20 protein-coding genes and 1 tRNA gene are annotated in these 24837 nt (G+C 70.3%); 14 read left to right on the top strand and 7 right to left on the bottom strand.

Annotated features, from left to right (window positions below; translation table 11 throughout):
* Window positions 1-14: 14 nt before the first annotated feature.
* The 8 genes from ACGHC0_RS16980 to ACGHC0_RS17015 all read left to right on the top strand — a co-directional run bounded on the left by ACGHC0_RS16980 (window position 15) and on the right by ACGHC0_RS17015 (window position 8251).
* On the top strand, window positions 15-1505 hold the full coding sequence (locus ACGHC0_RS16980; protein ID WP_405045298.1) for a di-heme oxidoredictase family protein: 1491 nt from the start codon (window positions 15-17) through the stop codon (window positions 1503-1505).
* Entirely contained in the window at window positions 1502-2629 is a 1128-nt protein-coding gene (locus tag ACGHC0_RS16985) for an imelysin family protein (protein ID WP_415266247.1), read from the top strand. Before ACGHC0_RS16980 ends, ACGHC0_RS16985 begins: the two co-directional genes overlap by 4 nt.
* Window positions 2613-3806 (top strand): DUF1513 domain-containing protein, encoded by a 1194-nt coding sequence (locus tag ACGHC0_RS16990; protein WP_415266248.1) that lies wholly within the window; start codon window positions 2613-2615, stop codon window positions 3804-3806. The genes ACGHC0_RS16985 and ACGHC0_RS16990 overlap by 17 nt, the downstream gene beginning before the upstream one ends.
* 121 nt (window positions 3807-3927) lie before the next feature.
* Window positions 3928-4746: a hypothetical protein gene (locus ACGHC0_RS16995; protein WP_415266249.1), complete on the top strand. Its 819-nt coding sequence runs from the start codon at window positions 3928-3930 to the stop codon at window positions 4744-4746.
* A 23-nt stretch (window positions 4747-4769) separates the two neighbouring features.
* Window positions 4770-5624 (top strand): aspartyl/asparaginyl beta-hydroxylase domain-containing protein, encoded by an 855-nt coding sequence (locus ACGHC0_RS17000; RefSeq protein WP_415266250.1) that lies wholly within the window; start codon window positions 4770-4772, stop codon window positions 5622-5624.
* Window positions 5612-6661, top strand: coding sequence for a sulfotransferase family protein (locus tag ACGHC0_RS17005; RefSeq protein WP_415266251.1), 1050 nt, complete (start codon window positions 5612-5614; stop codon window positions 6659-6661). The genes ACGHC0_RS17000 and ACGHC0_RS17005 overlap by 13 nt, the downstream gene beginning before the upstream one ends.
* A complete protein-coding gene (locus ACGHC0_RS17010; protein ID WP_415266252.1) occupies window positions 6658-7701 on the top strand; it encodes an ABC transporter substrate-binding protein in 1044 nt (347 codons plus the stop codon). The genes ACGHC0_RS17005 and ACGHC0_RS17010 overlap by 4 nt, the downstream gene beginning before the upstream one ends.
* A gap of 16 nt (window positions 7702-7717) precedes the next feature.
* Complete coding sequence (locus tag ACGHC0_RS17015) at window positions 7718-8251, top strand: phage tail protein (RefSeq protein ID WP_415266253.1); 534 nt, start codon at window positions 7718-7720, stop codon at window positions 8249-8251.
* A 36-nt stretch (window positions 8252-8287) separates the two neighbouring features.
* Here ACGHC0_RS17015 and ACGHC0_RS17020 read toward each other — a convergent pair whose 3' ends face one another.
* Window positions 8288-10744: a UvrD-helicase domain-containing protein gene (locus ACGHC0_RS17020; RefSeq protein WP_415266254.1), complete on the bottom strand. Its 2457-nt coding sequence runs from the start codon at window positions 10742-10744 to the stop codon at window positions 8288-8290.
* 64 nt (window positions 10745-10808) lie between these two features.
* Window positions 10809-11678, bottom strand: a complete 870-nt coding sequence (locus ACGHC0_RS17025; protein ID WP_368352099.1) for a MurR/RpiR family transcriptional regulator — start codon at window positions 11676-11678, stop codon at window positions 10809-10811.
* 169 nt (window positions 11679-11847) lie between these two features.
* Here ACGHC0_RS17025 and ACGHC0_RS17030 point away from each other — a divergent pair, with 169 nt between their 5' ends.
* From ACGHC0_RS17030 to ACGHC0_RS17050, 5 genes are all read left to right on the top strand, one after another.
* Window positions 11848-13026, top strand: a complete 1179-nt coding sequence (locus ACGHC0_RS17030; protein ID WP_368352100.1) for a M20 family metallopeptidase — start codon at window positions 11848-11850, stop codon at window positions 13024-13026.
* A gap of 43 nt (window positions 13027-13069) precedes the next feature.
* Window positions 13070-14071: a tripartite tricarboxylate transporter substrate binding protein BugE gene (locus ACGHC0_RS17035; protein ID WP_368352101.1), complete on the top strand. Its 1002-nt coding sequence runs from the start codon at window positions 13070-13072 to the stop codon at window positions 14069-14071.
* A gap of 74 nt (window positions 14072-14145) precedes the next feature.
* The gene (locus ACGHC0_RS17040; RefSeq protein ID WP_415266255.1) at window positions 14146-14898 is read left to right on the top strand and encodes a hypothetical protein; all 753 of its coding nucleotides are present in this window, start codon (window positions 14146-14148) and stop codon (window positions 14896-14898) included.
* Window positions 14899-15124: 226 nt separating this feature from the next.
* On the top strand, window positions 15125-16102 hold the full coding sequence (locus tag ACGHC0_RS17045) for a GMP reductase (protein WP_208941558.1): 978 nt from the start codon (window positions 15125-15127) through the stop codon (window positions 16100-16102).
* A gap of 102 nt (window positions 16103-16204) precedes the next feature.
* Window positions 16205-16280: transfer RNA gene (locus ACGHC0_RS17050), tRNA-Lys, on the top strand.
* Window positions 16281-16486: 206 nt separating this feature from the next.
* Here ACGHC0_RS17050 and ACGHC0_RS17055 read toward each other — a convergent pair.
* The 5 genes from ACGHC0_RS17055 to ACGHC0_RS17075 all read right to left on the bottom strand — a co-directional run bounded on the left by ACGHC0_RS17055 (window position 16487) and on the right by ACGHC0_RS17075 (window position 22700).
* On the bottom strand, window positions 16487-16729 hold the full coding sequence (locus ACGHC0_RS17055) for a hypothetical protein (RefSeq protein ID WP_415266256.1): 243 nt from the start codon (window positions 16727-16729) through the stop codon (window positions 16487-16489).
* Window positions 16726-17241: a type VI secretion system amidase effector protein Tae4 gene (locus tag ACGHC0_RS17060; protein WP_415266257.1), complete on the bottom strand. Its 516-nt coding sequence runs from the start codon at window positions 17239-17241 to the stop codon at window positions 16726-16728. The genes ACGHC0_RS17055 and ACGHC0_RS17060 overlap by 4 nt, the downstream gene beginning before the upstream one ends.
* Before the next feature lie 345 nt (window positions 17242-17586).
* Window positions 17587-17877 (bottom strand): KGG domain-containing protein, encoded by a 291-nt coding sequence (locus tag ACGHC0_RS17065; RefSeq protein ID WP_368352104.1) that lies wholly within the window; start codon window positions 17875-17877, stop codon window positions 17587-17589.
* 243 nt (window positions 17878-18120) lie between these two features.
* Entirely contained in the window at window positions 18121-19542 is a 1422-nt protein-coding gene (locus ACGHC0_RS17070; RefSeq protein ID WP_107130004.1) for a sigma-54-dependent transcriptional regulator, read from the bottom strand.
* Window positions 19543-19619: 77 nt separating this feature from the next.
* Window positions 19620-22700 (bottom strand): ATP-binding protein, encoded by a 3081-nt coding sequence (locus ACGHC0_RS17075; protein WP_415266258.1) that lies wholly within the window; start codon window positions 22698-22700, stop codon window positions 19620-19622.
* Between the two features lie 253 nt (window positions 22701-22953).
* Between ACGHC0_RS17075 and rpoN the strand changes: the two genes are divergently transcribed.
* Window positions 22954-24360 (top strand): RNA polymerase factor sigma-54, encoded by a 1407-nt coding sequence (gene rpoN, locus ACGHC0_RS17080; protein WP_415266259.1) that lies wholly within the window; start codon window positions 22954-22956, stop codon window positions 24358-24360.
* Window positions 24361-24837 lie beyond the last annotated feature (477 nt).

A 24837-nucleotide genomic window follows, 5' to 3' on the forward strand; every position in this document is an offset into this window, starting at 1 on the left:
GGGCGATGCGCGACATGACCTCTTCGCGAAACGCGCGGCGGCGCGGCGCGCTGTGGCCTGCCGCGGCCCTGGCAGGCACCGGCCTGGCCGCCGCGGGCGCCCTGCTCCTGGCCGGCGGCGCCGCGGCCGGCGACCCGCCCGACCCGCTCGGGGAGAAGACCGGCGGCGACACCACGGTCTATGCCACCGGCCGCAATGCCTTCTCGTTCCCCGCGGCCAACCTCGAGGACGCGGAACGCACGCGCTTCGTGATCGGCAACTCGTTCTTCAAGCGCAACTGGGTGGAAGCCGGCGCCTCGACCAAGGCGCGCGACGGCCTGGGCCCGCATTTCATCGCCCGCTCCTGCGGCGGCTGCCACGTGCAGGACGGCCGCGGCGAGCCGCCGGAGATCTTCAACCGCCTGGGCGAAACCCGCGACCCGATCGTCTCGCTGCTCATCCGCCTGTCGATCCCCGGCACCGATCCGCACGGCGGGCCCAACCCGGAACCGGTGTACGGCGACCAGCTCAACACGGCGGCCGTGCAGGGCGTGAAACCGGAGGGCACGGTCACGCTGCGCTACGAGACGGTCGGGGGCAGCTTCGCCGACGGCACGCCCTATACGCTGCTCAAGCCCCACTACGGCGTGCGCGACCTCGGCTACGGCCCGCTGCACGCCGGCACCATGCTCAGCCCGCGCATCGCGCCGCAGGTCATCGGCGTGGGGCTGCTGGAGGCCATCGGCGAGGCCGACATCCTGGCCAACGCCGCCGACCAGGCGGCCGCGCCCGGCCCGATCAAGGGACGGCCCAACCATGTCTGGGACGCGCCGTCGGGCCGCAAGATGCTGGGCCGCTTCGGCTGGAAGGCCAACGTGGCCACCCTCGCCCACCAGACGGGCGGCGCCTTCGTCGGCGACATGGGCATCACCTCCCGGCACTTCCCCAGCGAGCACTGCACCACCACGCAGGTGGACTGCGGCGCAGCGCCCAGTGGCCGCAGCGCGGGCGCGCGCGGCCAGGAAGGCGTGGAGATCGACGACAAGACCTTCGACGACGTGGTCTTCTACCAGGCCACGCTGGCCCCGCCTGCACGCCGGGACGTGAACGACGCGGCCGTGCTGCGCGGGCAGGCGCTGTTCGCCCGGGCCCAGTGCGCGACCTGCCACCGCCCGAGCTACGTCACGAAGGAAGGCCCGTTCCCCCGCCTGACCAGCAAGGCCCTGTCGGGCCAGCGCATCTGGCCCTACACCGACCTGCTGCTGCACGACATGGGCGAGGGCCTGGCCGACGGGCGGCCCGACTTCCTGGCCAGCGGCCGGCAGTGGCGGACGCCGCCGCTGTGGGGCATCGGCCTCATCAAGGACGTGAACGGCCACACCCGGCTGCTGCACGACGGCCGCGCACGCGGCGTGCTGGAGGCCATCCTCTGGCACGGCGGCGAGGCGGAAGAAGCGAAACAGAACGTGCTGAAGATGGACAAGGCCGAGCGCGACGCGCTGGTCCGATTCGTGGAGTCCCTATGACCGCATCCGCTCATTTCATGGCTGCCCTGCGGCGCCGCGGCACCCCTGCCCTGGTGGCCGCGGGCGCTGCGCTGCTCGCGGCAGGCGCGCAGGCCCAGGCCCCGCTCGACTGGCGCCACGATGCCGTGCCGTTCTACGACACCACGCACGCGCTGCAGGGGCTCTATGCGCACTGGGGCCTGCAGCGCGCCACGGAGTTCGCCCAGGCATCGGGCGCACTGCCCCCGGCGCTGCGCACGCTCTGCGCCGCCGGGCCCGATCGCTCGGCCGCGGCGCTGGCCGACGCGCGCCAGGCGTGGCAGCGCGCCATGCTGGCCTGGGAAGGGCTCTCCGCGGTGGCCGTCGGCCCGGTGGTGGCGCGCCGCGCACAGCGACAGATCGACTTCATGCCCACGCGCCCGCAGCTCATCGAGCGCGCGGTCAAGGCGCAGCCGCAGGGTGCCACGGCCTTCGAGCGCGTGGGCACGCCGGCCAAGGGATTGCCGGCGCTCGAATGGCTGCTGTGGACCCAGCCGGCGCAGCCCGCCTCGCCCGCCTGCGGCTATGCGGTGGAAGTCGCACTCGACGTGGAGCGCGAAGCCGTGGCCCAGCAGGCTGCGTTCCGCGAAGCCGCGCAGACCGACTGGGCCGCCGAGGAACAGCAGGAGCGCTCCGCCCAGGCCATGGGCGAATTCATCAACCAGTGGGTGGGCGGGATCGAACGCCTGCGCTGGGCGCACATGGAAAAGCCCCTGCGCGCCGCCCAGGGCACGCGCTCGCCCGATTACCCGCGCGCTGCCAGCGGCCAGGTCGGGACGGCCTGGAAAGCCGAATGGGCCGCCCTGCGCGCCCTCACCGTGCAGGCCGACGGCACGCCGCCGGTGCAGCCGGGCCAGGGAGCGGTGCCGCTGGAAACCTACCTGCGCGGGAGGGGACTGAACCCGCTTGCCGACCGCCTGCGCGAAGCGGCCCTGCGCATCGACGCGGCGATGGCAGCGGCCGCCGGTACGGATGCCGCAGCACCCGACGGCCCGCGGGTGCTGCAGGCGGCAAAAGAACTCAGTGCGCTCAAGCGGCTCGCCGAAGCCGAGGTGGCACCGGCCCTGCAGGTCAGCATCGGCTTCTCGGATGCCGACGGGGACTGACGCGGTGGGCATGTCGCACAGGAACGATGGCGTAGCCCGGGGCGGGCCTTCGCGGCGCGCGGCCCTGCGCGCGCTGGCCGGTATCGGCCTCGCCGTACCGTTGTCCGGTACCTGGAACAGTGCCAGCGCATCGGGCACGCCCCTGCGGCTCGCGGCCGCCTGGCAGCAGGAGGATGGCAGCTACCGCGTCGGCCTGCTGGAGGCGCAATCCGGGCCCGGCACCGCGCTGCGCGCGCTGCACGCGCTGGAGATCCCCACGCGTGCGCACGGCCTGTGCCCGCTGCCCGACGGCAGCATCGTGGCCGCATCGCGCCGCCCGGGCGACTGGCTGCTGCGCTGGTGGCCGGGCACGGCACGCGAACCCGTCTGGCAGTGGTCCGACGGCCAGCGTTCTTTCAACGGCCACGTGATCGCGTCACCGGACGCGCGCCTGCTGCTGTCCACGGAAACCGAGGCGGACACGGGCCGCAGCCTCGTCGTGCTGCGCGATGCCGCCAGCCTGGAAATGCGCGCGGAGTGGCCCACCCAGGGCATCGATGCGCACGAACTGATCTGGGACCGGCGCGTGCGGGTGGACGGCATGCCGACCCTCATCGTCGCCAATGGCGGCGTGCCGACGGCCCCCGAGACCGGCCGCGTGAAGCGGGCGCTGGACACCATGGATTCGTCCATCGTGCGCCTGCACGGAGGCACGGGCGAAACCCTGGGGCAATGGCGCCTGCAGGACCGCCGCCTGAGCCTGCGGCACCTCGCCTGGAATCCCGGCGCGGACGTGCTCGGCATTGCGCTGCAGGCCGAACACGACGGGATGGACGCGCGCGCCGGGGCCCCCGTGCTCGCGCTCTTCGACGGCAAGGCGCTGCGGACCGCCGACCCGGCGCCGCAGGTGCTGCCCGGCGGCCTGCGGGGTTATGGCGGCAGCATCGCAGGATTGGCGGAAGGCTGGACCGTGAGCTGTCCCCGCGCTCAGGGCATCGCCGCCTTCGATGCCCGTGGTGGATGGCAACGGCTCATCGCGCTGCCCGAGGCCTGCGCGCTGGCAGTGCGGGGTTCCGGGCTGTGGGCTGCCGGGGTGGACCACACGCTGGAGAACGCCCAGGGCGCGGCGCCGCTTCGCCACCCCCACGGCCTGTCGCTCACGGATGCGCGGGTGGACAACCACTGGTACCCCGCCTGATCCACCCATCAAGGCCAAGCTACATTCGGAGACACTCAAACGGAAAGTTATACAAGGCATTACAACAGCACCCTATTGCGTAAGGTTTTACTTACACTCCGGCGATTCTGCGAGGTCGCCAATGCCTTTTTCCCCACCCCATCGCATCCGTTTCGCCGCGCTCTGCTGGGCGGGCGCATTGCACTGCCATGCCGTGCTGGCCGCGGACATCCTGCTGGCGCCTCCGCCCAACGGTGGCTTCTCGGTGACCAGCAGCGACAAGACGCAGATCCGGCTGCGCGTGGACGAGGCCTCGGGCACCGTCACGCTGCCCGGGCTGGCGTCGGTGCCGCAGCAGGGCACGCCCGTGTGCCACGGTCCGGGCGGCGTGCTCGGTGATTGCAATGCCGGAGTGGTTGGGGCCACCGGAGCGACAGGCGCCACGGGTGCGACCGGCCCGGCAGGGGCGACCGGCCCCACGGGCAGCGCAGGGCCCACCGGGGCGACGGGCGCCGCGGGCCCCACGGGCGCATCCGGGGCCACCGGAGCCGCCGGCCCGGCGGGCGCGACCGGGCCCGGCGGGCCCGCAGGCCCGGCCGGGCCCACCGGAGCAACGGGAGCGACAGGCGCCCAGGGCAGCGTCGGTCCCGCCGGCCCCACGGGCGCGACCGGCTCCGTGAGCGCGGCCGTCGCGATCCGGACCTTCACGCTGCCCAACGTGGGCAGCGACACCTGCGCAGTCGCGTCCTGCTGCAATCCCGGCGAGAAAGTGCTCGGTGGCGGGCATGTCGCGAACACCGGCAGGGCCTCGCCCGAAGATGCGGCGGTCTATGTCGGCGAAAGCCGCCCGGTCGACAACTGCGGAGGCACCGCAGGTACTCTCGGCTGGTCGGTGAAGATACTCAACTCGTACCGCGCGAACCTGCAGAGCTGCTCCGCCTACGCCATTTGCTCGCCATAGCGCCAAGCCATCCGGTTGCCACGATGACCGAGACCACGCACACCCCCCAGGCCCGGCACGGCGCCGCCACGGCAGAGCTTCCGCATGCACGGCGCATTGCCTGCGGCATCGACATGGCCGCCGCGCTGGCGGAGATCGATGCGCTGCCGGACGCCCAGTGGGGCCCGCATTTCAATCTCGCCAAACACAACGGCGGCTGGCACGTGGCCGCACTGCGCGGCACGCCCCGCTCCCCCCTGGCCGCCGCGCCGGGAGAGTTCTCTGCCGACCTCTACCAGGACGGCGCCGCGATGGCGCAGTGCCCGACAGTGCGCTCGCTGGTGGCCGCCATCGCGGGCGGCGCGCCCCTGAAATCGGTGCGGGTGCTGCGGCTGGCGCCCGGGGGCACCATCCTCGAACACACCGATCCGGGCGTCGGCCTGCGGCACGGCGAGGTCCGCCTGCACCTGCCGCTGCGCACGCACGACGCGGTGTTCTTCTACGTGGGCGGCGAGCGCGTTCCCATGCGTGCAGGGGAATGGTGGTACGCCGATTTCTCCCTGCCCCACCGCGTGGCCAACCGGGGCGCCCGCGAGCGCCTGCACCTCGTGGTCGATTGCGCGGCCACGCCCGCGCTGCGGGAAGCCATTGCCTCGGGAGATGCGGGTGACCCGCTGCCCGAAGCGCACGATCCGCAATGGCAGTTCGCGCGATTCCGCCAGGAGGTCTTCGGCGATCCGGCGCTGCAGGAGTGCCTGATCGGCATCCGCTCGCGCGAGGATTTCGCGCAGGCCTGCGTGCAACAGGGCCGGGCCCTGGGCCGGGACTTCACCGAGGCGGAGGTCCTGTCCGCCATGGCCTGCGGGCGCGATGCATGGATGCGGCAATGGATCGTCTGAATTTCGAGGGCTGGTCGCCCATCCGGATCTACCGGGAACCGGGCGGCGAACTGCTCGTCGACTGGATGCGCGCACCGCCGGAGGTCACGCGCACGCCCTTCTTCGCCGATGGCGTGCAGAATGCGATGCAGTGGCCATTCCACCAGGCATTCCGCCGGCAGACGCCCCTGGCCGACCTGATCGGCTGGGCGCAGGCCTCGCCGGGCATGCAGCCGTCGGGCATCGTCTTCCATGTCTCGCGCTGCGGCTCCACCCTCGTCACCCAGGCCTTCGCGGCGCTCGATGACCACGTGGCCCTGTCGGAGCCGCCGCCGCTGGACGACCTGCTGCGCGCGGAACACCGGCTGCCGGGCCTGGACCCAGCCCAGGCGCTCCTGGCCACCCGGGCCTTCGTGAGCACATGGGCCCGGCCATCGCCGCCCGGCCGTCGCGGCCACCTCGTCATCAAGTGCGACTGCTGGGCCATGGCCCTTGCCGGCCGCATCGCTGAAGCCTGGCCCGATACGCCGTGGCTTTTCCTGTACCGCGATCCGCTGGAAGTGCTGGTGTCGCAGATGCAGCAGCGTGCGGCCTACCTGGTCCCCGGCGGACCGCTCGGCGTCAACCCCTCAGGCATCCCCTTCGACGAAGCGCTGCGCATGGGCCCGGAGGCGTATTGCGCGCGCAGCCTGGGGAGCATCTACGCGGCGATGGTCCGGGAATTCCGGCCGGAACGCACGCTGCTGCTCGACTACCGGCAACTGCCCGCGGCGATCCCCGGAGACATCGCGCCGCATTTCGGCATGCAGCCCGGCGCGCAGGCCATCGAGCGCATGCAGGCCACCTTCGGCGTGCATGCGAAGAATCCTTCACACCCCTTCACGCCCGACGCCGGGCGCAAACACCGCGAAGCACCGCAGCGGCTGCGCGAACTGGCCCAGGAATGGATCGCCCCGCACTACGATGCGCTGGAGCGGCTGCGTACCGGGCAGGACAGCGGCGCCGCGGCGAACAGCGTCGAGGCCGGCGCGCGTGCCGAAGGAGCGACACTCCCATGACCCTTCCGACCCCCACCCTCGCGCGGCCCGGCCGCCGCGGCTTCCTCGGGGCCTCGGCCTCCACGGCCGCAGCCGCCGCCACGGCAAGCGCCCCGGCAGTTGTCCTGGCGGCCGCTTCCGCGGGAACCGCCGGGCCATCCGCCTCCACGACGCAACGCACGGTCGGCGTGCTGCTGCCGGAATCGTCCCGCTACCCCACGCTGCCCTCGGAATTCCTCGCGGGCCTGGAAGCCGGGGCCGCAGCGTCCGGCCTGCCCTCTCCGCGCTGGCTGCCGCTGCCCTACGGCCGCAGCGTACGTACGGCATTGCGGCAGGCATGCGCCGCCGTGGAAACCGGCACCGTGGACGCCCTGGCGGGATGGCTGCCCCTGGAAACCGCGATGGAGCTCGCGCCGCTGCTGCAGAAGCACCGCGTGCCCTTTCTCGCAAGCGATACGGGCGCCGACCGGCTTCCGGACCACTCCTCCGCGCGGTCGTCCTGGCTGGTTGCACACACGCTTGCGCTGTGGCAGTCCTGCGCCCGCATGGGGCAGGAGGCGCCCCGGCGCTGGGGCACGCGGGCGGTGCTCTGCATGGGCCTGCTCGAAAGCGGATACGACTTCCCGCACGAGTTCCGCGCGGCGTTCGAGGCCGCCGGGGGCACGGTGGCCGCCACCCATGTCTCGGGCCTGCCGGACGGACGGCCCGAATTCGACGGGCTGCGGGCCGTGCTGAAGGGAACGTCCGCCGATTTCGCGGTGGCGCTGTACTCGGGCCGACAGGCAGAGCGCTTCCACGAGGCATGGCTGCGCCTCGGCATGGACCGCCAGCGGCCCCTGGTGGGCAGTCCGTTCGTACTCGGAAGCCCGCTGTCCACCGCGGTTCTGCAGTTGGGTACCGATGCAGGGGAGCGCCTTGCCCGGTGGCAAGCGGCAGCCTCTGAGGGGGCGCATGCAGCCATGGCCCGGCTGCAGGCCGCCGCCAAGGAGTCGCCATCCTGGCCCGAGCCAGCACGCCCGCGCCTACGCAGCGGCTGGACCAACCCTTATCTCGTGACTTGATGAAGGATACAAAGACATGGCCCTGGATCCATTCCTCGGTGAAATCAGCATTTTCGCCGGCAATTTCCCTCCCAAAGGCTGGGCGTTCTGCCAAGGGCAGCTGCTGTCCATCTCGCAGAACAGCGCGCTTTTTTCCCTGCTGGGTACGACCTATGGAGGCAACGGCGTAACGACGTTCGCGCTGCCCGATCTGCGGGGGCGGATCCCGCTGGGCCCGGGGCAGGGCCCGGGATCGCCGACGAACTATGTGCAGGGAGAGGTGGGCGGGCAGGAAACAGTGACATTGCAGAATGCCCATATGCCGGCGCACGTGCACACCGCCTCGGTCGCCGTGAGCAGCAATCCAGGGAATTCCGCGGCCCCCAGCGGACGCTACCTCGCCGCGTCCGACCAGCGCAATGACCAATACACCGACCAGAGTCCCGATGGCACCCTGGCTGGTGTCACGACCAACATCGCCGGGAACAGCATGCCCCACGCGAACATGCAGCCCTACCTCTGCCTCAATTTCATCATCGCCCTGCAGGGCGTCTTCCCGTCGCGCAACTGACCGGCCGGGCCGGCACGGAAGGCACCGTCCTCCTCGTCACTCCACCACCGTGAGCTTGGCCACCGACAGCGCCAGCCACTTGGTGCCGTGCCGCGGGAAGTTCACCTGGGCGCGCGCATCGTCGCCCGCGCCTTCGAGCGACAGCACCTTGCCCTCGCCGAACTTGGTGTGGAACACCGCCAGCCCCACGCGCAGCCCATGCGCGGGCGGTGCCTTCTGTGCCGGCACGGGCGGGCTCGCGAAGGTCTCCGACTTCGCCCCCGACCCGAAGCCGCCCCACGGCGTCCCCGCACTCCCGCCCCGCCCGCCGGACTGCGGCGCGAAGCTGCCGAAGCCCTGCTGCCTGGGCGTGATCCATTTCAGCGCCGCCTCGGGCAGCTCGTCGAAGAACCGGCTCTTGATGTTGTAGCGCGTCTGCCCGTGCAGCAGGCGCGTCTGGGAATGGCTCAGGTAGAGCCGCTTGCGCGCCCGCGTGATCGCCACGTACATCAGGCGGCGCTCTTCCTCCAGGCCGTCCCGGTCGCTCATGGAGTTCTCGTGCGGGAAAAGGCCCTCCTCCATGCCGCCGATGAACACGGCATCGAACTCCAGCCCCTTGGAGGCATGCACGGTCATGAGCTGCACGGCATCCTGCCCGGCCTGGGCCTGGTTGTCGCCGGCTTCCAGTGCGGCGTGCGTGAGGAAGGCGGCCAGGGGTGACAGCGTCTCGCCGGTATCGGCATCCACGCCGCCGGGCAGCGGTTCATCCACCACGGGCAATGAGGTATCGATGCCCTGGCTCGCCGGGCTCTGGCGCAGGCTGGCGCCGTGCTCGTCCACCGGCAGCGCGACGGCGTCGCGGCCGAACCCTTCCTGCGTGACGAAGCTCTCGGCGGCATTGATCAGTTCATCCAGGTTCTCCAACCGGTCCGCGCCTTCCTTTTCGGCGCGGTAGTGCTCCACCAGTCCGCTCGATTCGAGCATCTGGCCGATGATGCCGCGCAGCGTCTGGCCCTGCGTCTGCTCGCGCATCACATCCACCATGGCGACGAAGGCGCCCAGGTTGGCGCCCGCCTTGCCGGGCACGGCACTCACGGCATCGTGCAGCGAACAGCCGGCCTGCCGCGCCGCATCCTGCAACACCTCGACCGTGCGCGCCCCGATGCCGCGCGGCGGGAAGTTCACCACGCGCATGAAGCTCGTGTCGTCGTGCGGGTTCTCCAGCAGGCGCAGGTAGGCCAGCGCATGCTTGATTTCCGCGCGCTCGAAGAAGCGCAGGCCGCCGTACACGCGATAAGGCACCGCGGCATTGAAGAGCGCCGATTCGATCACCCGGCTCTGCGCGTTGCTGCGGTAGAGCACGGCGATCTCGCGCCGCTCGAAGCCGTCATTGCGCGCGAGCTGGCGGATCTCGTCCACCATCCATTGCGCCTCCGCCAGGTCGGTGGGCGCTTCGTAGACGCGCACCGGCTCGCCCGGCCCCTGCGTGGTGCGCAGGTTCTTGCCCAGGCGGCGGCTGTTGTGGCTGATGAGGGCGTTGGCCGAATCGAGGATGTTGCTGTAGCTGCGGTAGTTCTGCTCCAGCTTGATCTGGTGGCGCACGTCGAACTCGCGCACGAAGTCCTGCATGTTGCCCACGCGCGCGCCGCGGAAGGCATAGATGCTCTGGTCGTCGTCGCCCACCGCCAGCACGCTGCCGTGCGTGACGAGGCGGCCATCCACCACGTCGCCCGCGAGTTGCTTGAGCCAGGCGTACTGCAGCTTGTTCGTGTCCTGGAACTCGTCCACCAGGATGTGCTGGAAGCGCCGCTGGTAGTGCGCGCGGATCGGGTCGTTGTCGCGCAGCAGTTCGTAGCTGCGCAGCATCAGCTCGCCGAAATCCACCACGCCCTCGCGCTGGCACTGCTCCTCGTACAGCTGGTAGAGCTCCACCTTCTTGCGCCCGTCCGCATCGCGCGCATCCACGTCGCCTGGCCGCAGTCCCTCTTCCTTGCAGCCGCTGATGAAGTAGGCCATCTGCTTCGGGGGAAAGCGTTCCTCGTCGATGTTGAACTGCTTGCACAGCCGCTTCACGGCCGAGAGCTGGTCCTGCGTATCCAGGATCTGGAAGGTGGCGGGCAGGCCCGCCGACTTGTGGTGGGCACGCAGCAGCCGGTTGCACAGGCCGTGGAAGGTACCGATCCACATGCCGCGCACGTTCACCGGCAGCATGGCCGAGAGGCGCGCGGTCATTTCCTTGGCGGCCTTGTTGGTGAAGGTGACGGCCAGGATGCCGCCGGGCGAGGCATAGCCGTTCTGCAGCAGCCAGGCGATGCGCGTGGTGAGCACGCGGGTCTTGCCGGAGCCCGCACCGGCCAGGATCAGGGCGTGGCCCGCGGGCAGCGTGACGGCGGCAAGCTGCTCGTCGTTCAGGTTCTGCAGCAGGGGCGACGCGGCGGCCGATGCGGCAGCGGGGCCCGGCTCGGCAGCGCCGAAAGGCGCTGGCGCGCCGGAAAACAGGTCGTGTGGGAGCATCCCGCCATTGTAGGAACCCGGCCGCCTCCGCCCGGCGCGCGGGGTCAAGGCCCTGGGCAGGCGCTCAGGTCAGCAGGCCGTCCAGCGCGTCGGACTCGAACTGCTTCCAGAGCGCATCGCGCCGCTCCAGCGCCTCCTGCACTGCGCCGTGGCGCAGCTGCGCCACCGCCGACACCAGGGCATTGCACAGGAAGAAGGCCGCGGTGTAGGAATCGAACGGCGATGCATTGGCCGTGCGCGCCACCAGCGTGTGCTGCGCATGCTGCACGACGGGCGCCACCGGGCTGTCCGTGAGCGCCACGACGGTGGCGCCCTGCGCCCGGAAATGCTGCGCCGCCAGCAGGCCGCCGCGCGAATAGCGGCGGATGGTGAACACCAGCAGCACGTCCTGCGGCTGCACCCAGAGCATCCGGTCCACCGCGAACGGTGCGCCCGCCCCCAGGTCCTGCACGCCCGGGCGGCACATGTTCAGGTGCGTGGCCAGGTGGCTGGCGACGGGCGCGCTGTTCTTCTCGGCCAGCAGGTACACCCGGCCCCGGGCCTGCGCCAGTTGCCGCACCACGGCTTCGAAGGCGGACATGTCCAGGCCCTGCCGCGTGGCGGCCAGGTTGTGCTGGTCATGCAGCAGCGCATCGTCCACGCATTCGGCCAGGCTGCGCCCGGCGCCCAGCGTAGCGGGCGCGCGCTGCGCGGCGGTCTGCAGGCGCGAGGTGACCTCGGAACGCGCCTCGCGCCGCACCTCGGCCAGGCTGCCGTAGCCCAGCTTGGAGAACATGCGCACCACCGTGGAGGCACTCGTGCCCGTGCGCGCCGCGATCGCGCTGGCGGAATCCAGCAGCCCGTCAGGGTAGTGGCGCAGCAGGTCGTCGGCCAGGGCGCGCTCGCTGGCGGTCAGGGAGGCGGCATGGGCGGCGAGCCGTTCGGTCAGGAGCATGGGGATGGCCAGGGGATGCAGATAGCGCGCGGGCAGCGCGCCGTTCGCGCCGATTGTGCACGGCGCGTCACGCCGGATGCACACCGTTATTGCAACACTCATTGCAAGGCAATATGATTTATGAAATTTTCGTTTCAATCATTCCCCGTTGCCGCAACACTGCCCGACCATGACCGCCACTTCCTCCGCGCCAGCCGTCCCCGCCTCCGCCCAGCCCCTGCTCGACTGGCTCGCCTCGCAGGAGCAGGCGATGGCCGACCTGCTGGCGCAGGTCGTGAACATCGACAGCGGCAGCGGCCATGAAGAGGGCGTGCGCCAGGTCGCCGCGGTGCTGCGCGGCCGCCTGGAGGCCGCCGGCATCCCCGTGCAGACCCTGCCCGAGCCGGGCTGGGGCGAATGCATCCTGGCCAGGGTGCCGGGCAGCAACGCGGCCGCCCCGGGGCACTACCAGCTCATGGGGCACATGGACACGGTCTTCCCGCTGGGCACGGCGGCGCAGCGCCCCTGGCGCGTGGAAGGCGGCAAGGCCTTCGGCCCCGGCGTCGCCGACATGAAGTCGGGCCTGGTGATGAACGTCTTCGTGGCCGAGGCGCTGGCACGCTTCGGCGGCAACGCCACGCCTGTGCACCTGCTGTTCACCGCCGACGAAGAGGTGGGTTCGCCCGCCTGCCGCACCGTCATCCGCGAGCACGTGCAGGGCGCCCGCGCCGTGCTCAATGCCGAACCCGGCCGCATCAGCGGCAACGTGGTCAACGAGCGCAAGGGCTCCTACCGCATCGACTTCGAGGTGCAGGGCGTGGCCGCGCACGCCGGCATCAACCCCGCCCAGGGCGCGAGCGCCATCGACGCGCTGGCCCGCAAGATCCTGGCGCTGCACGCCCTCAACGGCTGCGAGCCCGGCATCACGGTGAACGTGGGCTTCATCCAGGGCGGCATGGCCTCCAACGTGGTGGCCCCGCTGGCCTCGGCACACGTGGACCTGCGCTACACCGCCGGCAACGACCTGGAAGGCGTGCTCGCGCGCATCCAGGCCATCATCGAGGAAGAATCTCTGCCGCGCACCAGCGGCCGCATCGTCGCGAAGACCGGCACCCTGCCCATGGCCCGCACGCCCGACGCGCTGCTGCAGACCTACCAGCGCTGCGCGCAACAGATCGGCTTCACCGTCGAGGGCGAGGCCACCGGCGGGGCGGCCGACAGCGGCATCACGTCGAACATGGGCATTCCCTCGCTCTGCGCCCTGGGCCCCGTGGGCGGCTATGCCCACAGCGAACGCGAGTTCTGCGACCTCACCACTTTCGTGCCCCGCGCCCAGGCGCTGGCGCTCACGCTGCTGGCGCTGGGCTGAGCCAGCGTTCACCCTTTTTGTTTTCCTGACCTTTCCGAGACCTATGTCCTTCGAACGCACCCCCGCCACCCGCCGCCAGATCCTCGCCACCGGCCTGGGCCTCGCCGGCGCCGCCGCCCTGCCCGCCTTCGCGGCCGGTGACAAGTACCCCAGCCGCCCGATCACGCTGGTCGTGCCCTTCCCGCCCGGCGGCTCCGTCGATGTGATGGCGCGCCAGTACACCGAATCGCTGGGCCGCATCCTGGGCGTGCCGATCGTGGTGGACAACAAGCCCGGCGCCGGTGGCTCCATCGGCACGCAGTTCGTGGCCCGGGCCCCGGCCGACGGCTACACCCTCGTGGCCTCCTCGCAAAGCAGCCACCTGGCCAACCCGCTGGTGCAGCCCAAGCTGGGCTACGACCCGATCAAGGACTTCGAGAACATCGCCATCCTGGGCCGCCAGCCCAACGTGCTGGTCGCCCACCCGAGCGTGCCCGCGAAGAACTTCGCCGAATTCGTGGCCTACCTGAAGGCCAACCCCGGCCAGGTCAATTTCGCCACGGCCGGCGCCGGCAGCATGGGCCAGATCAACGCCGAGGCGTTCCTGCAGGCCGTGGGTGCCACGGGCGTGCACATTCCCTATCGCGGCGGCTCGCCCTACGTCACCGCCATCCTGGCGGGCGAAGTGCAGTTCGCGCTGGACAACCTGGTGGTGTTCCTGCAGCACATCCAGGCCGGCAAGCTGCGCGCCCTGGCCGTGGCGTCGGACACGCGCGTGGCCCAGCTGCCCGACGTGCCGACCTTCAAGGAACTGGGCTTCCCCGCCCTGAACCAGCCGTCGTGGACCGGCATCGCCGCGCCGGCCGGCACGCCGGCCGCCGTCGTCGCCACGCTGCACAAGGCCATCCGCAAGGCCGCGACGGAGCCCGCCATGATCGAGAACCTCAAGGCCCGCGGCGTGATCCCACCCGAAGAGATGTCGCCCGCAGCCTTCGAGAAGATGATGTCCGAGCGCCTCGTCTCCTACGGCGAGGTGGTGCGCAAGGCCAACATCAAGCCCGAGTAAGGCAGATCCTGCGCTGCGGCGCGTCTTGTGGGAACATGTGCGGCGCCGCCACCGCACAGCCCCAGGACCCGCCGATGCGCACTTTCCTCCCCGCACTGCTCCTCTGCCTCGCCCCGGCCTGGATGGCCACGGCGCCGTCTTCCGCAGCGGCCCAGTGGACCGCGTGCAGCAGCGACGGCAAGGCCGCGCCACGCGTGCTCTACGAGCGCTTCCTCAGCGCCGACTGCGCCGCCTGCTGGGCCGATGCGCCGGCCACGGTCCCCGGCGGGCGGGCCCTCGTGCTGGACTGGATCGTGCCGGGCCGGCAGGGCGACGACGCCCCCCTGTCCGCCGCGGCCACGCGCGATGCGCTGGAGCGCCTGCAGGCGCTGCGCCGCGACCCGCCCATGGCCACCGACACCGCCATCACCGACGTCACCCCCACGGCCCCGCTGCCGGGCCGGCTGCGCGTGGCCCTGGGCCCGCCCGTCAACGGCTACGTCGGCGCCACCATCGCCCTGGCGCGGCCCGGGGGCAAGGCCTCTGCCCCGCATGCCCTCGCCGGCACCCGCCATACCTTCACGCTGCTGCTGGTCGAGACCGTGGCCGCCGGAGCGGAAGGCAATGCCGCCGAGCGCCACATCGTGCGCAATGCGCTGCAGGGCCCCTGGGAAGCCGGCACGGCAGCGCCGCGCACCGGGTGGTCTGAACTGCGGCCCATGCGCATCCCCGACGGTGCCGACCCGGACCGGCTCGGCGCCGTGGGCTGGCTGCAGGACGCGGACGGCACGGTGGTCGCGGCGGCACGGGCCCATTGCCCCGCCCGCGATGCCGGCAGGCCGCAGTAACCCTGCGCTCCGTCCGCCAACCCCCTGGTGCGCCCCGGATGCGCGCGGCAGGGGTAGAATCAGTCACCGGGCCCAAGTTTCTTGACGTCCGGTTTTTTTGTGCCTGCGCACAGCAGGGTTCGGCAGAGGCCTCCACGGCCCGCCAGCACGACCGGCCTCCAAGCCAAGCGCCCCATCGCGGGGGAAAACGGTCCTCCGCGACCTTTCACAGGAGCTTGGAAATCTCATGGAAATCTTCGACTACGACAACGTCCTGCTGCTGCCGCGCAAATGCCGCGTGGAGAGCCGGTCCGAGTGCGACGCCAGCGTCACCCTCGGGCAGCGCAGCTTCCGCCTGCCGGTGGTGCCGGCGAACATGAAGACGGTGGTGGACGAGAAGATCTGCCGCTGGCTCGCCAGCAACGGCTACTTCTACGTCATGCACCGCTTCGACCTCGACAACGTGCAGTTCGTGCGCGACATGCACGCGGCCGGCTGCTTCGCCTCCATCTCGCTGGGCGTGAAGCAGCCCGACTACGACACGGTGGACCGGCTCGTGGCGGAAGGCCTCTGCCCCGAATACATCACCATCGACATCGCCCACGGCCATGCCGACACGGTGAAGGCCATGATCGGCTACCTCAAGCAGCACCTGCCGCAGGCCTTCATCATCGCCGGCAACGTGGCCACGCCCGAAGCCATCATCGACCTGGAGAACTGGGGCGCGGACGCGACCAAGGTGGGCGTGGGCCCCGGCAAGGTGTGCATCACCAAGCTCAAGACCGGCTTCGGCACCGGCGGCTGGCAGCTCTCGGCGCTCAAGTGGTGTGCCCGCGTGGCCACCAAGCCCATCATCGCCGACGGCGGCATCCGCAGCCACGGCGACATCGCCAAGAGCATCCGCTTCGGCGCCACCATGGTCATGATCGGCTCGCTGTTCGCGGGCCACGAGGAGTCGCCCGGCAAGACCGTGGAGGTGGATGGCGAGCAGTTCAAGGAGTACTACGGCTCCGCCAGCGACTTCAACAAGGGCGAGTACAAGCACGTCGAAGGCAAGCGCATCCTCGAACCCATCAAGGGCCGCCTCGCGGACACGCTGGTGGAGATGGAGCAGGACGTGCAGAGCTCCATCAGCTACTCCGGAGGCCGCAAGCTCATGGATATCCGCAAGGTGAACTACGTGATCCTGGGCGGCGACAACGCGGGCGAACACCTGCTGATGTGAGGCTTCGAAAAATTTTTTGCCCACCTGCTTGCAGACCGGGAAAAAAGTAGTGCATAATTCGAGGCTCTGCAGCGCTGCAGACACAGTTTCAAAGGTTACTGTGGGTTCTTAGCTCAGTTGGTAGAGCAGCGGACTCTTAATCCGTAGGTCGAGTGTTCGAGTCACTCAGGACCCACCACCACAAAGCCGCAAGGCTCAGAAGGCCGGTGCTATCGTAAGGTAGTACCGGCCTTTTTCCATTAGGGCTCGAATGGGATGTCTTGCGAGGTGCGCCCCCAGTCCCGCGCGTACCTTGAACACCTTTTCCAGCAATGGCTTTCCAGGCGCGCGCAGCCAAAGCTAAGAACTTAGCCACAGACAGATCTGGTCCACATCAGTTCGCCGTCATGAGGGCGACGCAGACCGAGCACTGCGCGCGCGCCGCCGGTGCAGCGCATAGCCGATCAGCGCGCCAGCGAGTGCGGAAGCTGGAAGAACCACGAACACGAGCACGGCGGCCAGGGTATTGGACCGCTCTTCGCCCAGGGGATAGCTGGCACCGAAGACGCGGCTGAATGCCGCAGAAGCCAGAACGCCGAGAAGCACGCCCAGGATCACCCCGGCAATGATGTGAAGTGTGGCTTTCATGCGAGTTGCCAGAACCATACCGCCTGGGCTTTTTCCATATCTGAAACGTCGCTCAGGATGCTGTGAATCCCGTAGCTACCGATGCGCGCATGGATGCGCAGCCAGGAGCCGCGATCGGTCAGTCGGCTACCATTCCAAAGGTCGATGTGGTCCCCCTGCATGCCGGGGCCCCAGTAGTTCTGGAAGAACACCAGGCCGGTACGGTTTTTCATGCCCGCGCTACCCTCCGTACGGCCGAATGCCTGTGCGCCGGTGAACTTCTCGATACTGATCGGCAGGCGCGTCCCGCCAGCAGCGACCCAATTGGCCACCTCTTGCGCCCGGATAGGGTATTTCGTGGCGCCCTGTTGCCAAGACCACGCGCCGCGGAACGTGCGGAAGTCCACGCCGGTACGCATGAGCGCTGCGGAGAAGTTGATGGCGCATTGGTTTTCGTAGGCTGCTTTATTCAGCAGTGGCGCATCACCTCGCACATTGGGATGGTTTTTCCAGATGTCTTGGAAGTTTGGCATTTGCTTATATGCGGGAATGAGCAACAGGCGTGGAGCATGACCTTTGCGATGGGCTGGCCTCCCGCCAGCACTCGGCATTACCGCGGTTATTCCTTACCAAATTCTTACGCAGCAGACTGTGAATTGTTGGGTTTGGCAACAGCGCAGAAGCTTGCGACTTTCCACACACCGGCATGCACACATCCCCTGCCCGCCAGCCCGCCCGCCCCGCGAAATACGCTTGCAAGGCGTTTTTACCGCAAGAAATCCTTTCCGGCATACGGCCTTCACCCATGAAAAAGGCCCGCCATGAAGGCGGGCCCGGATGCCCCCGGAGCCGGCGATGCCGGCACCGGCACGCACACCTCAGGACGAGGCAGCACCTGCGCTGGCCCCAGCGCCACCGCCGCTGGAGGCCGTGGACTTGCGATGGCTCTTGCGGCCAGCCTCGCGGGCTTCTTCCGACGTGAACTGGTGGGCGTTGCCGCTGGCGTGGGCCGCGCGCCCGCCCAGGGACGCGATCTCGCGCTGGCGGGCCGGGTCCATGCCCGCGAACCCCCGCCGGGCCGGACCGGCACGGCGGGCTCCCTGCTTCAGCGCCTCTTCCGCCTGTGCTTGCTTGCCCGTATCGCGTTCGTTCGTTGGGTCATTGGCCATGTACCGCTCCTCTCAACAAAATGGGAAATGGATGGAATTTGCAGTCCGGCGCCGCAGCGGCCGGGCCTACGCAATGACCCAGGGCAAACGGCGTGCCCGACGGTGCAGGCAACCCGGCCGGCAAAAAAAGAGCCCGCCTTGGTGGCGGGCTCAAGAGGGGCGCGCCTGGCGGGGCGGCCAGGCGAAAAAGTACAGGGCAATCGGCGTGCCCAGAAACCCGTAACCCGGCCTCGACCTGCGCGTTCAGCGCGTGGAGGAGGAGTCTGCAGCCGTGCTCTCGTAGGCCTTGAGCTTGTTGTAGAGGGTCTTGAGGCTCACGCCGAGGGCCGCCGCGGCGCGCTCCTTGTGGTTGTCGAAGTGCCGCAGGGTGCGCAGGATGAGCTGCTGCTCCACGTCCGCGATCGAGGTGCCCACGTCCACGCGCAGCTGGCCTGCAGATTCGGCGCCGTCGTCCTCCACGGGCACGCGCGCGGCCCTGGCCTCGGGAACCGCCGGGGCATCGGCGTCGGCGCCGTTGGTCGGGAGCCACTGCGCCGTGATCGCATCGCCCTCCGCCATCACGTAGGCGCGCTGCATCACGTTGCGCAGCTCGCGCACGTTGCCAGGCCAGCGGTAGCGCTCCAGGCGCTCGAGGGCCTCGGGCTCCAGCCGCTTGGGCCGGCCCTCCTTCTGCCCGATCGCCGCCAGGAAATGGGTGCTCAGCAGCCCGATGTCCTCGGCGCGCTCGCGCAGCGGCGGCAACTCGATCGGGAATACGTTCAGCCGATAGAACAGGTCCTCGCGCAGGGCCCCGCCCGCCACGGCGGACAGGGGATCGCGATTGGTCGCGGCCACGATGCGCACGTCGGTGGCCCGCTCCACGGTGGAGCCCACGCGCATGAAGGTGCCGGTTTCCAGCACCCGCAGCAGCTTGACCTGCAGTTCCATGGGCATTTCGGTGACCTCGTCCAGGAACAGCGTGCCACCATGCGCGCGCTCGAAGAACCCCTGGTGCTGCCGCTCCGCGCCCGTGAAGCTGCCCTTCTCGTGGCCGAAGATCTCGCTTTCCATCAGCTGGGGCGATATCGCGCCGCAGTTGATGGCCAGGAAAGGCTGCGAACGCCGCCGGCTCAGGTCGTGCACCGTCCGCGCCACGAGTTCCTTGCCGGTCCCGCTGTCGCCGGTCACGAACACCGTGACCGAGGTGCCGGCCACGCGCGCGATCTGCTCGTACACCCGCCGCATGCAGGCCGAGCGCCCCACCAGGTGGCCGAACCGGCCGGTATCGTCCACCGTCTTGCGCCAGGATTCGATCTCCGCGGCGATCGCCGCAGGAGGCATCACGCGCGACAGCACCCCGCGCAGCTGCGGCAGGCTCACGGGCTTCACGAGGTAGTCGGCCGCACCGAGGCGCAGCGCCTGGATCGACGTTTCCAGCGTGGCATGCCCCGTGACCAGCACCACCTGCGTGTTCGATCGCAGCGATTGCTCATTCATGAACGACAGGCCGTTGCCATCCGGCAGGTGCAGGTCGAGCAGCACCACGTCCGGCGGCTGCAGCACCATCTTCTTGCGCGCCGCCTCCAGCGTGTGCGCCGTGGCGGCGTGGTAGCCCTCGGCGCTGCACAGCGCCGCCAGCATGTCCGCCGCATCGGCGTCATCGTCCACGATCAGAGCCAAACCCATGAGTCCTCCAACAAACCTCTCGCAATGCTGCCGTCGGCCCACCGCGTCGGTATAGATGCGTGTGGACTCTGCACCCGTCAAGGCGTGCGGTCCATTGCGTTTTGTAATTGTTCCATCGTGATCGGTTTGATCAGGTATTCATCAAAACCGGCTTTCCGCGCCTTGGAAATGTCCTGCGCCTGGCCGTAGCCCGACACGGCCACCATCCGCCCGGCATACCCCGCCGCACGGGCGCGCAGCGCGATCTCGTACCCGTCCACGCCCGGCAGCCCGATATCGACGATGGCGACGTCCGGCCGCTCTGCGATGATCAGTACCAGCCCGTCGAGCCCGTCCTCGGCCGCATGCACCGTGTGCCCCCTGCCGCGCAGGTAGGCGCTCACGGAGCGCAGCATGTCCGCATTGTCCTCCACCAGCACGATGCGCCGCGAAGGACCGTGCGGGCGCATCGACATGGCATCCGCGGGCGCCGCGGCGCTGCCGGGCGCCACGCGCGGCCAGCGCACCGTGAACACCGTTCCGTCCTCCGACGTGGAGACGTCGATCGTGCCGCCATGCTGCTCCACCAGGTGCTGCACCAGTGTCAGCCCCACGCCCAGGCCACCGTCCTGCCGGTCGAGCATGCGCTCTCCCTGGCGGAACAGGTCGAAGATGTGCGGCAGCAGGTCCTCGTCGATGCCGTCGCCCCCGTCCGCCACGCACAGCACGGCCTCGTCGCCCTCGCAGGCCACGCCCACGTCGATGCTGCGGCCCTCGGGCGTGTACTTGATGGCGTTCTGCAGCAGGTTCACGATCACCTGCTCGATGCGCGTCGCATCGCCGTTGATCCAGGCCGGTTGCAGCTCGAACGTCCAGGCATGGCGCCGCATCGTGCCCCCGACGGACAGGGATTCGCGCACGCTGCGCACCCGCTCGGCCAGGTCGGTGGGCCGGCGCGCGAGCACGGCGCTGCCGCGCAGCACGCGGCTGACGTCCAGCAGGTCGCGCATCATGCTCGCCAGGTGCTGGGTCTGGCGCTGGATGATGCCCAGGGCCTGGTTCGTCGTCTCCTGCCCGCCCGCACCGGTGGAAAGCACGTCGGATGCCGCCGCGATGGCCGCCAGCGGATTGCGCAACTCATGGCTCAGCATGGTCAGGAACTCGTCCTTGGCACGGCTGGCGGCCTCCGCCTGCCGCCGCGCCGCCTGCTCCTGCTCGGACTGCAGCGCCCGCCGTCGCTCCGCGTTCTTCTGCTCGGTGACATCGACCGTGATGCCCACGACCTGCTCGGGGCGTCCGCGGACGCCGTAGCGCAGCAGCAGCCGGCTGGACAGCCAGCGGGGTGCGTCGTCGGGCGCGGCGGCGATGCGGTACTCCAGCTGGGCCCGGGGGCTGCGCGCGCGCAGCGCACGCGCCAGCGAACGGCGCAACCGGGCACGGTCGTCCACATGCACGAGCGCGCTCCAGGCCCTCAGCCCGCGCGCCCCCCCGCCATGCGCCGCCGAGGCTGCCGGGTCGCACCCGAACAGCCCCTCCTGGCCCGCCGTCCACACCAGCTCCGACGGCCGGAAACGGTATTCGAAGAACCCCACGTAGCCCGCTTCGCAGGCCAGGTCGATCAGGCTCTGCTTTTCCTGCCGCTTGCGGTCCGCAGCCAGCCAGAGCGCCATCACCTGCAGCAGCTCGGTGATGTCCGTCACCGCGCTCAGGGCTCCGCGCGGCCTTCCCTGCTCGTCGAGCAGCGGCACGGCACTGGCCACGACCGACATGGGCGCCCGCCCCGGCACGCGGATCTCCAGCTCCATGGGGCCGACGGGCTGCGCCAGGCGGCATGCCAGCATCAGGGGCTGCTCCTCGGGCGCGAGTTCCTTTCCGCCGCGGAAGATCCGGGCCGGCATCTCCCGCCCATCCTCTTCGTCCGCCACGCCCAGCAGGCCGCGCATCACGGGATTGAGCACCACATGGCCGCAGTGCGCCCCGTCGGCGAAGGCCAGCCCGATGGGCGTGTTCTCGAACAGGGCCTCGAATTCCGCGGCCTTGGCCTGCAGCCGCTGCCGCGTGGTGGCATCGCGCCGCTGCGCGGTCCAGAGCGCATCGCGCAGCAGGGCGATTTCCCGCACGGGAATGCGCAGGGACGGCGGCAGGCGCTGGGCCCGTGCCAGCATCTGCAGCGGCTGGGCGATGCGCCATGCCAGCAGGAATGCCAGTGCCACGCCCAGCACCAGGCAGGCACCCATGGTGGCGATCGCGGACAGCACGGTGCGGCGCTCGGCCGCCTCGATGGGCGCCGCAGGCACGCCCACGCTCACCTGCCAGCCGTAATGCGCCACCGGCCGCCAGGCCGCCACCGCGGGCTCGGCGATGCCCTCCTCGCCCATGCGGGCCTGCACGCGCTCCACGCCCGTGGGCAGGAGCTGCCGGCCGCGCGCCAGATGGCCTGCCGCGGCCACCACGTTCTGGCGCGCGTCCACCAGCGCGATGAAGCCCCCTTCCGGCGGCGTGGCCGTGGACAGCAGCCGCTGCCACGCATGCACGTCCATGCGTGCACCGAGCACGTAGCCATCCACGCCCGCGAGGCGCACCGGCACGGCCAGCGCCACTTCGGCCCCGGCGGAGCCCGCGTCCACGGCCTCCGACAGCGCCGCGCGGCGTTCCGACGACGCCCGGCGCGCCAGCGCTTCGATGGCGGCGTCCTGCGCCGGGTTGCCCTCGGGCCGGGCGGTGTCGAACACGATGCGCCCGTCCGCCCCCGCGAGGAACACGCTGTGCCACTGGGGTTTCATGGGCGGCCGCTGGCGCAGCCAGCGCTCGAGAGCGGAAGCCTGGCCGGACCGCAGCGCATCCGTGCGCTCCAGCGCCAGCAGCGCATCGACCGTGGACGCCGTGTCCAGCGCCACGGTCTGCGCCAGCCCGGCGGCGCTGTGGCCCAGCACGGACTGCAGGCGGCTGCGGGTCTGCACGAGTTCCGCCGAGACCTTGTACGTCAGCAGCAGGGCGATGGGCAGCGTCGCGGCCAGGATCATGGCCACCAGATAGGTCCGCAACGATGCAGAGGGCCAGGCGCGCTCGGACCAGCCGGGCAGCCCCTGCGTCCGTCCGGAGCCCCCTTGCGCCTCCCGGACGTCCGCATCCTCGTCGGGGTCGGATGTCGGAATCGATGATTCGGTGTGTTGGGCCATGCAATAGTTTCCGCAATTAATACCGTCCCCCAGCAGCGTCCGTTGCCAGGACGGCGCGTTCGCCGCGCCTGCGGAACCGCATGGCAATCCGCACTCCCTGCCGGCCGTCCACTGTTACAGGACATCGCTCGACGGGCTGCAGGATTGTTGCAAAGGTATCCATACGTACACTGTCGGACAAGGGCGGCATGGTGTTTGCACGAAGCGTTCGAAGGCCACACATGGCTGGCCTGCCCGAGGAACCCTTCGCCCGATGCCGACACTCGCTCTTGGAGCCCGACAGAACCAGTCCCCGCACCTTTCGCCGCGCCTGCAGAAGGCCGTGCAATTGCTGCAGATGCCGACGGCGGAGTTCATCCAGAGCGTGATGGCTGCGGTTGACGAGAATCCGTTCCTGGAGGAAGACGAACCGGCGGCGCCTGCCGCCCCGGGCCCGGAAGACGGGCCCGCCTGGACCGCGGCACCGGGATCCCGGTCGCCCCATGGCGGCAGTGGCGATGGCCTGTCCATGCTGGAACGCGAACCGGCGACCGCCACGCTGCACGAACACCTGCACGCGCAACTGCGCCTCTTGCGGCTGCCCGACCGCGCATTCCTCCTGGCGAGCCTGGTCGTCGAGGAGCTGTCCGAAGACGGCTACCTCGCCACCCCCCTGGAGTGCCTCTGCGGCGACTACGGCGTGGAGCCCGAGGCCACGGCCGGGGAGCTGGACGCCGCGCTGCGCACCGTGCAATCCCTGGAGCCCGCGGGCGTGGGCGCGCGCGATCTGCAGGAATGCCTGCGCCTGCAGCTGCCCGCGGTCGCCTGCCCGCTGCAGCGTGCGCTGTGCGACGCGGTACTGGCCAGGGCGGCGGAAGGGTCCGGGCCGCAGGCCATGCGGCAGCTGGCGGCACGGCTGGACGTGCCCGCACATGCCGTGCACGAGGCGATGGAGCGGCTGCGGCATCTCGACCCCCATCCGGGATGGCGGCACGGGTCCCAGCCGGTGCAGTACATCGTGCCCGATGTCATCGCACACAAGGCGCGTGGCCAATGGACCGTGTCGCTGAACGAGGCCGTCATGCCGCGCGTGCGCGTCCATCGCCAGTACCAGCAGCTGCTGCAGTCGCCGGCCGATGCGCCGGACGGGCCGGCGTCCCCTCCGGAAGACACCGGAGCGCGCAGCGCGCACCGCGACCTGGCGGCGCAACTGGCCGAAGCGCGCTGGACCGTCCGCCATGTGCAGCAACGCTTTTCCACCGTTCTGGATGTTGCCAGGGCGATCCTGCGCCGGCAGCCCCACTTCCTGGAATATGGCCCCATCGGCATGCGACCGCTGGCGCTCAAGGACATCGCGGAAGAATTGGGCGTGCATGTTTCCACCGTATCGCGGGTGACGAACAACAAGTACCTGCAGACGCCGTTCGGCCTGTTCGAACTGAAGTACTTCTTCTCCCGCGCCATGGCCACGCCGGCAGGGCGGGACAGTTCGCCCACCGCCATCCGCGGGCTCGTGCAGGAAATCCTGGCGGCGGACGACGGCCAGCGGCCGCTTTCCGACGTGGACATCGCACGGCAGCTCGAGCGCCAGGGTATCCGCATCGCGCGCCGCACCGTGACCAAGTACCGGCAGCAGCTGCGCATTCCGCCCGCAGAGCAGCGTGCTGCCGCACGTCCCTGACGCTGCAGGCGCCTGCGCGGCCGCGAGGGACCAGCGCCAGCGGAGACGGCCCATAATCACCGGCGCACCATGCCGTTCTTCCGCAGCGCCCTCGCCGTCCGCCGATTCGTGCTCGCCTGCTTTCTGTGGGCGATCGCCGCGTCGGGTGCGTCCCCGCTGGTGCTATCCGCCACCGCCCTCGACCGCATCTGCTCGGCGGACGGCACCGCGCGATGGGCCGCAGTGCCCGCGGCGGACCGTGGCGAACCGGCGCCGCAACCGCATGCCCATGCACTGGATTGCCCTGCATGCCTTCCCACGGGACTGGCCCCGCCCACGGTGGAGGCCGGTGCATTCCAGCACGTCCTCCTGCCTGCGGCACGCCCGTCCGGCCGGCAGAACCCGCATCCCGCATGCCCTGCCGCCGGACACCTGCCGGCCAGGGGGCCGCCCGGGTACATGTGCCACGGAGCCTGAAGCGCTCCAGCCCCCTGCCCT

Source organism: Acidovorax sacchari (genome assembly GCF_042847045.1).
GTDB classification, from domain to species: Bacteria; Pseudomonadota; Gammaproteobacteria; order Burkholderiales; family Burkholderiaceae_C; genus Paracidovorax; species Paracidovorax sacchari.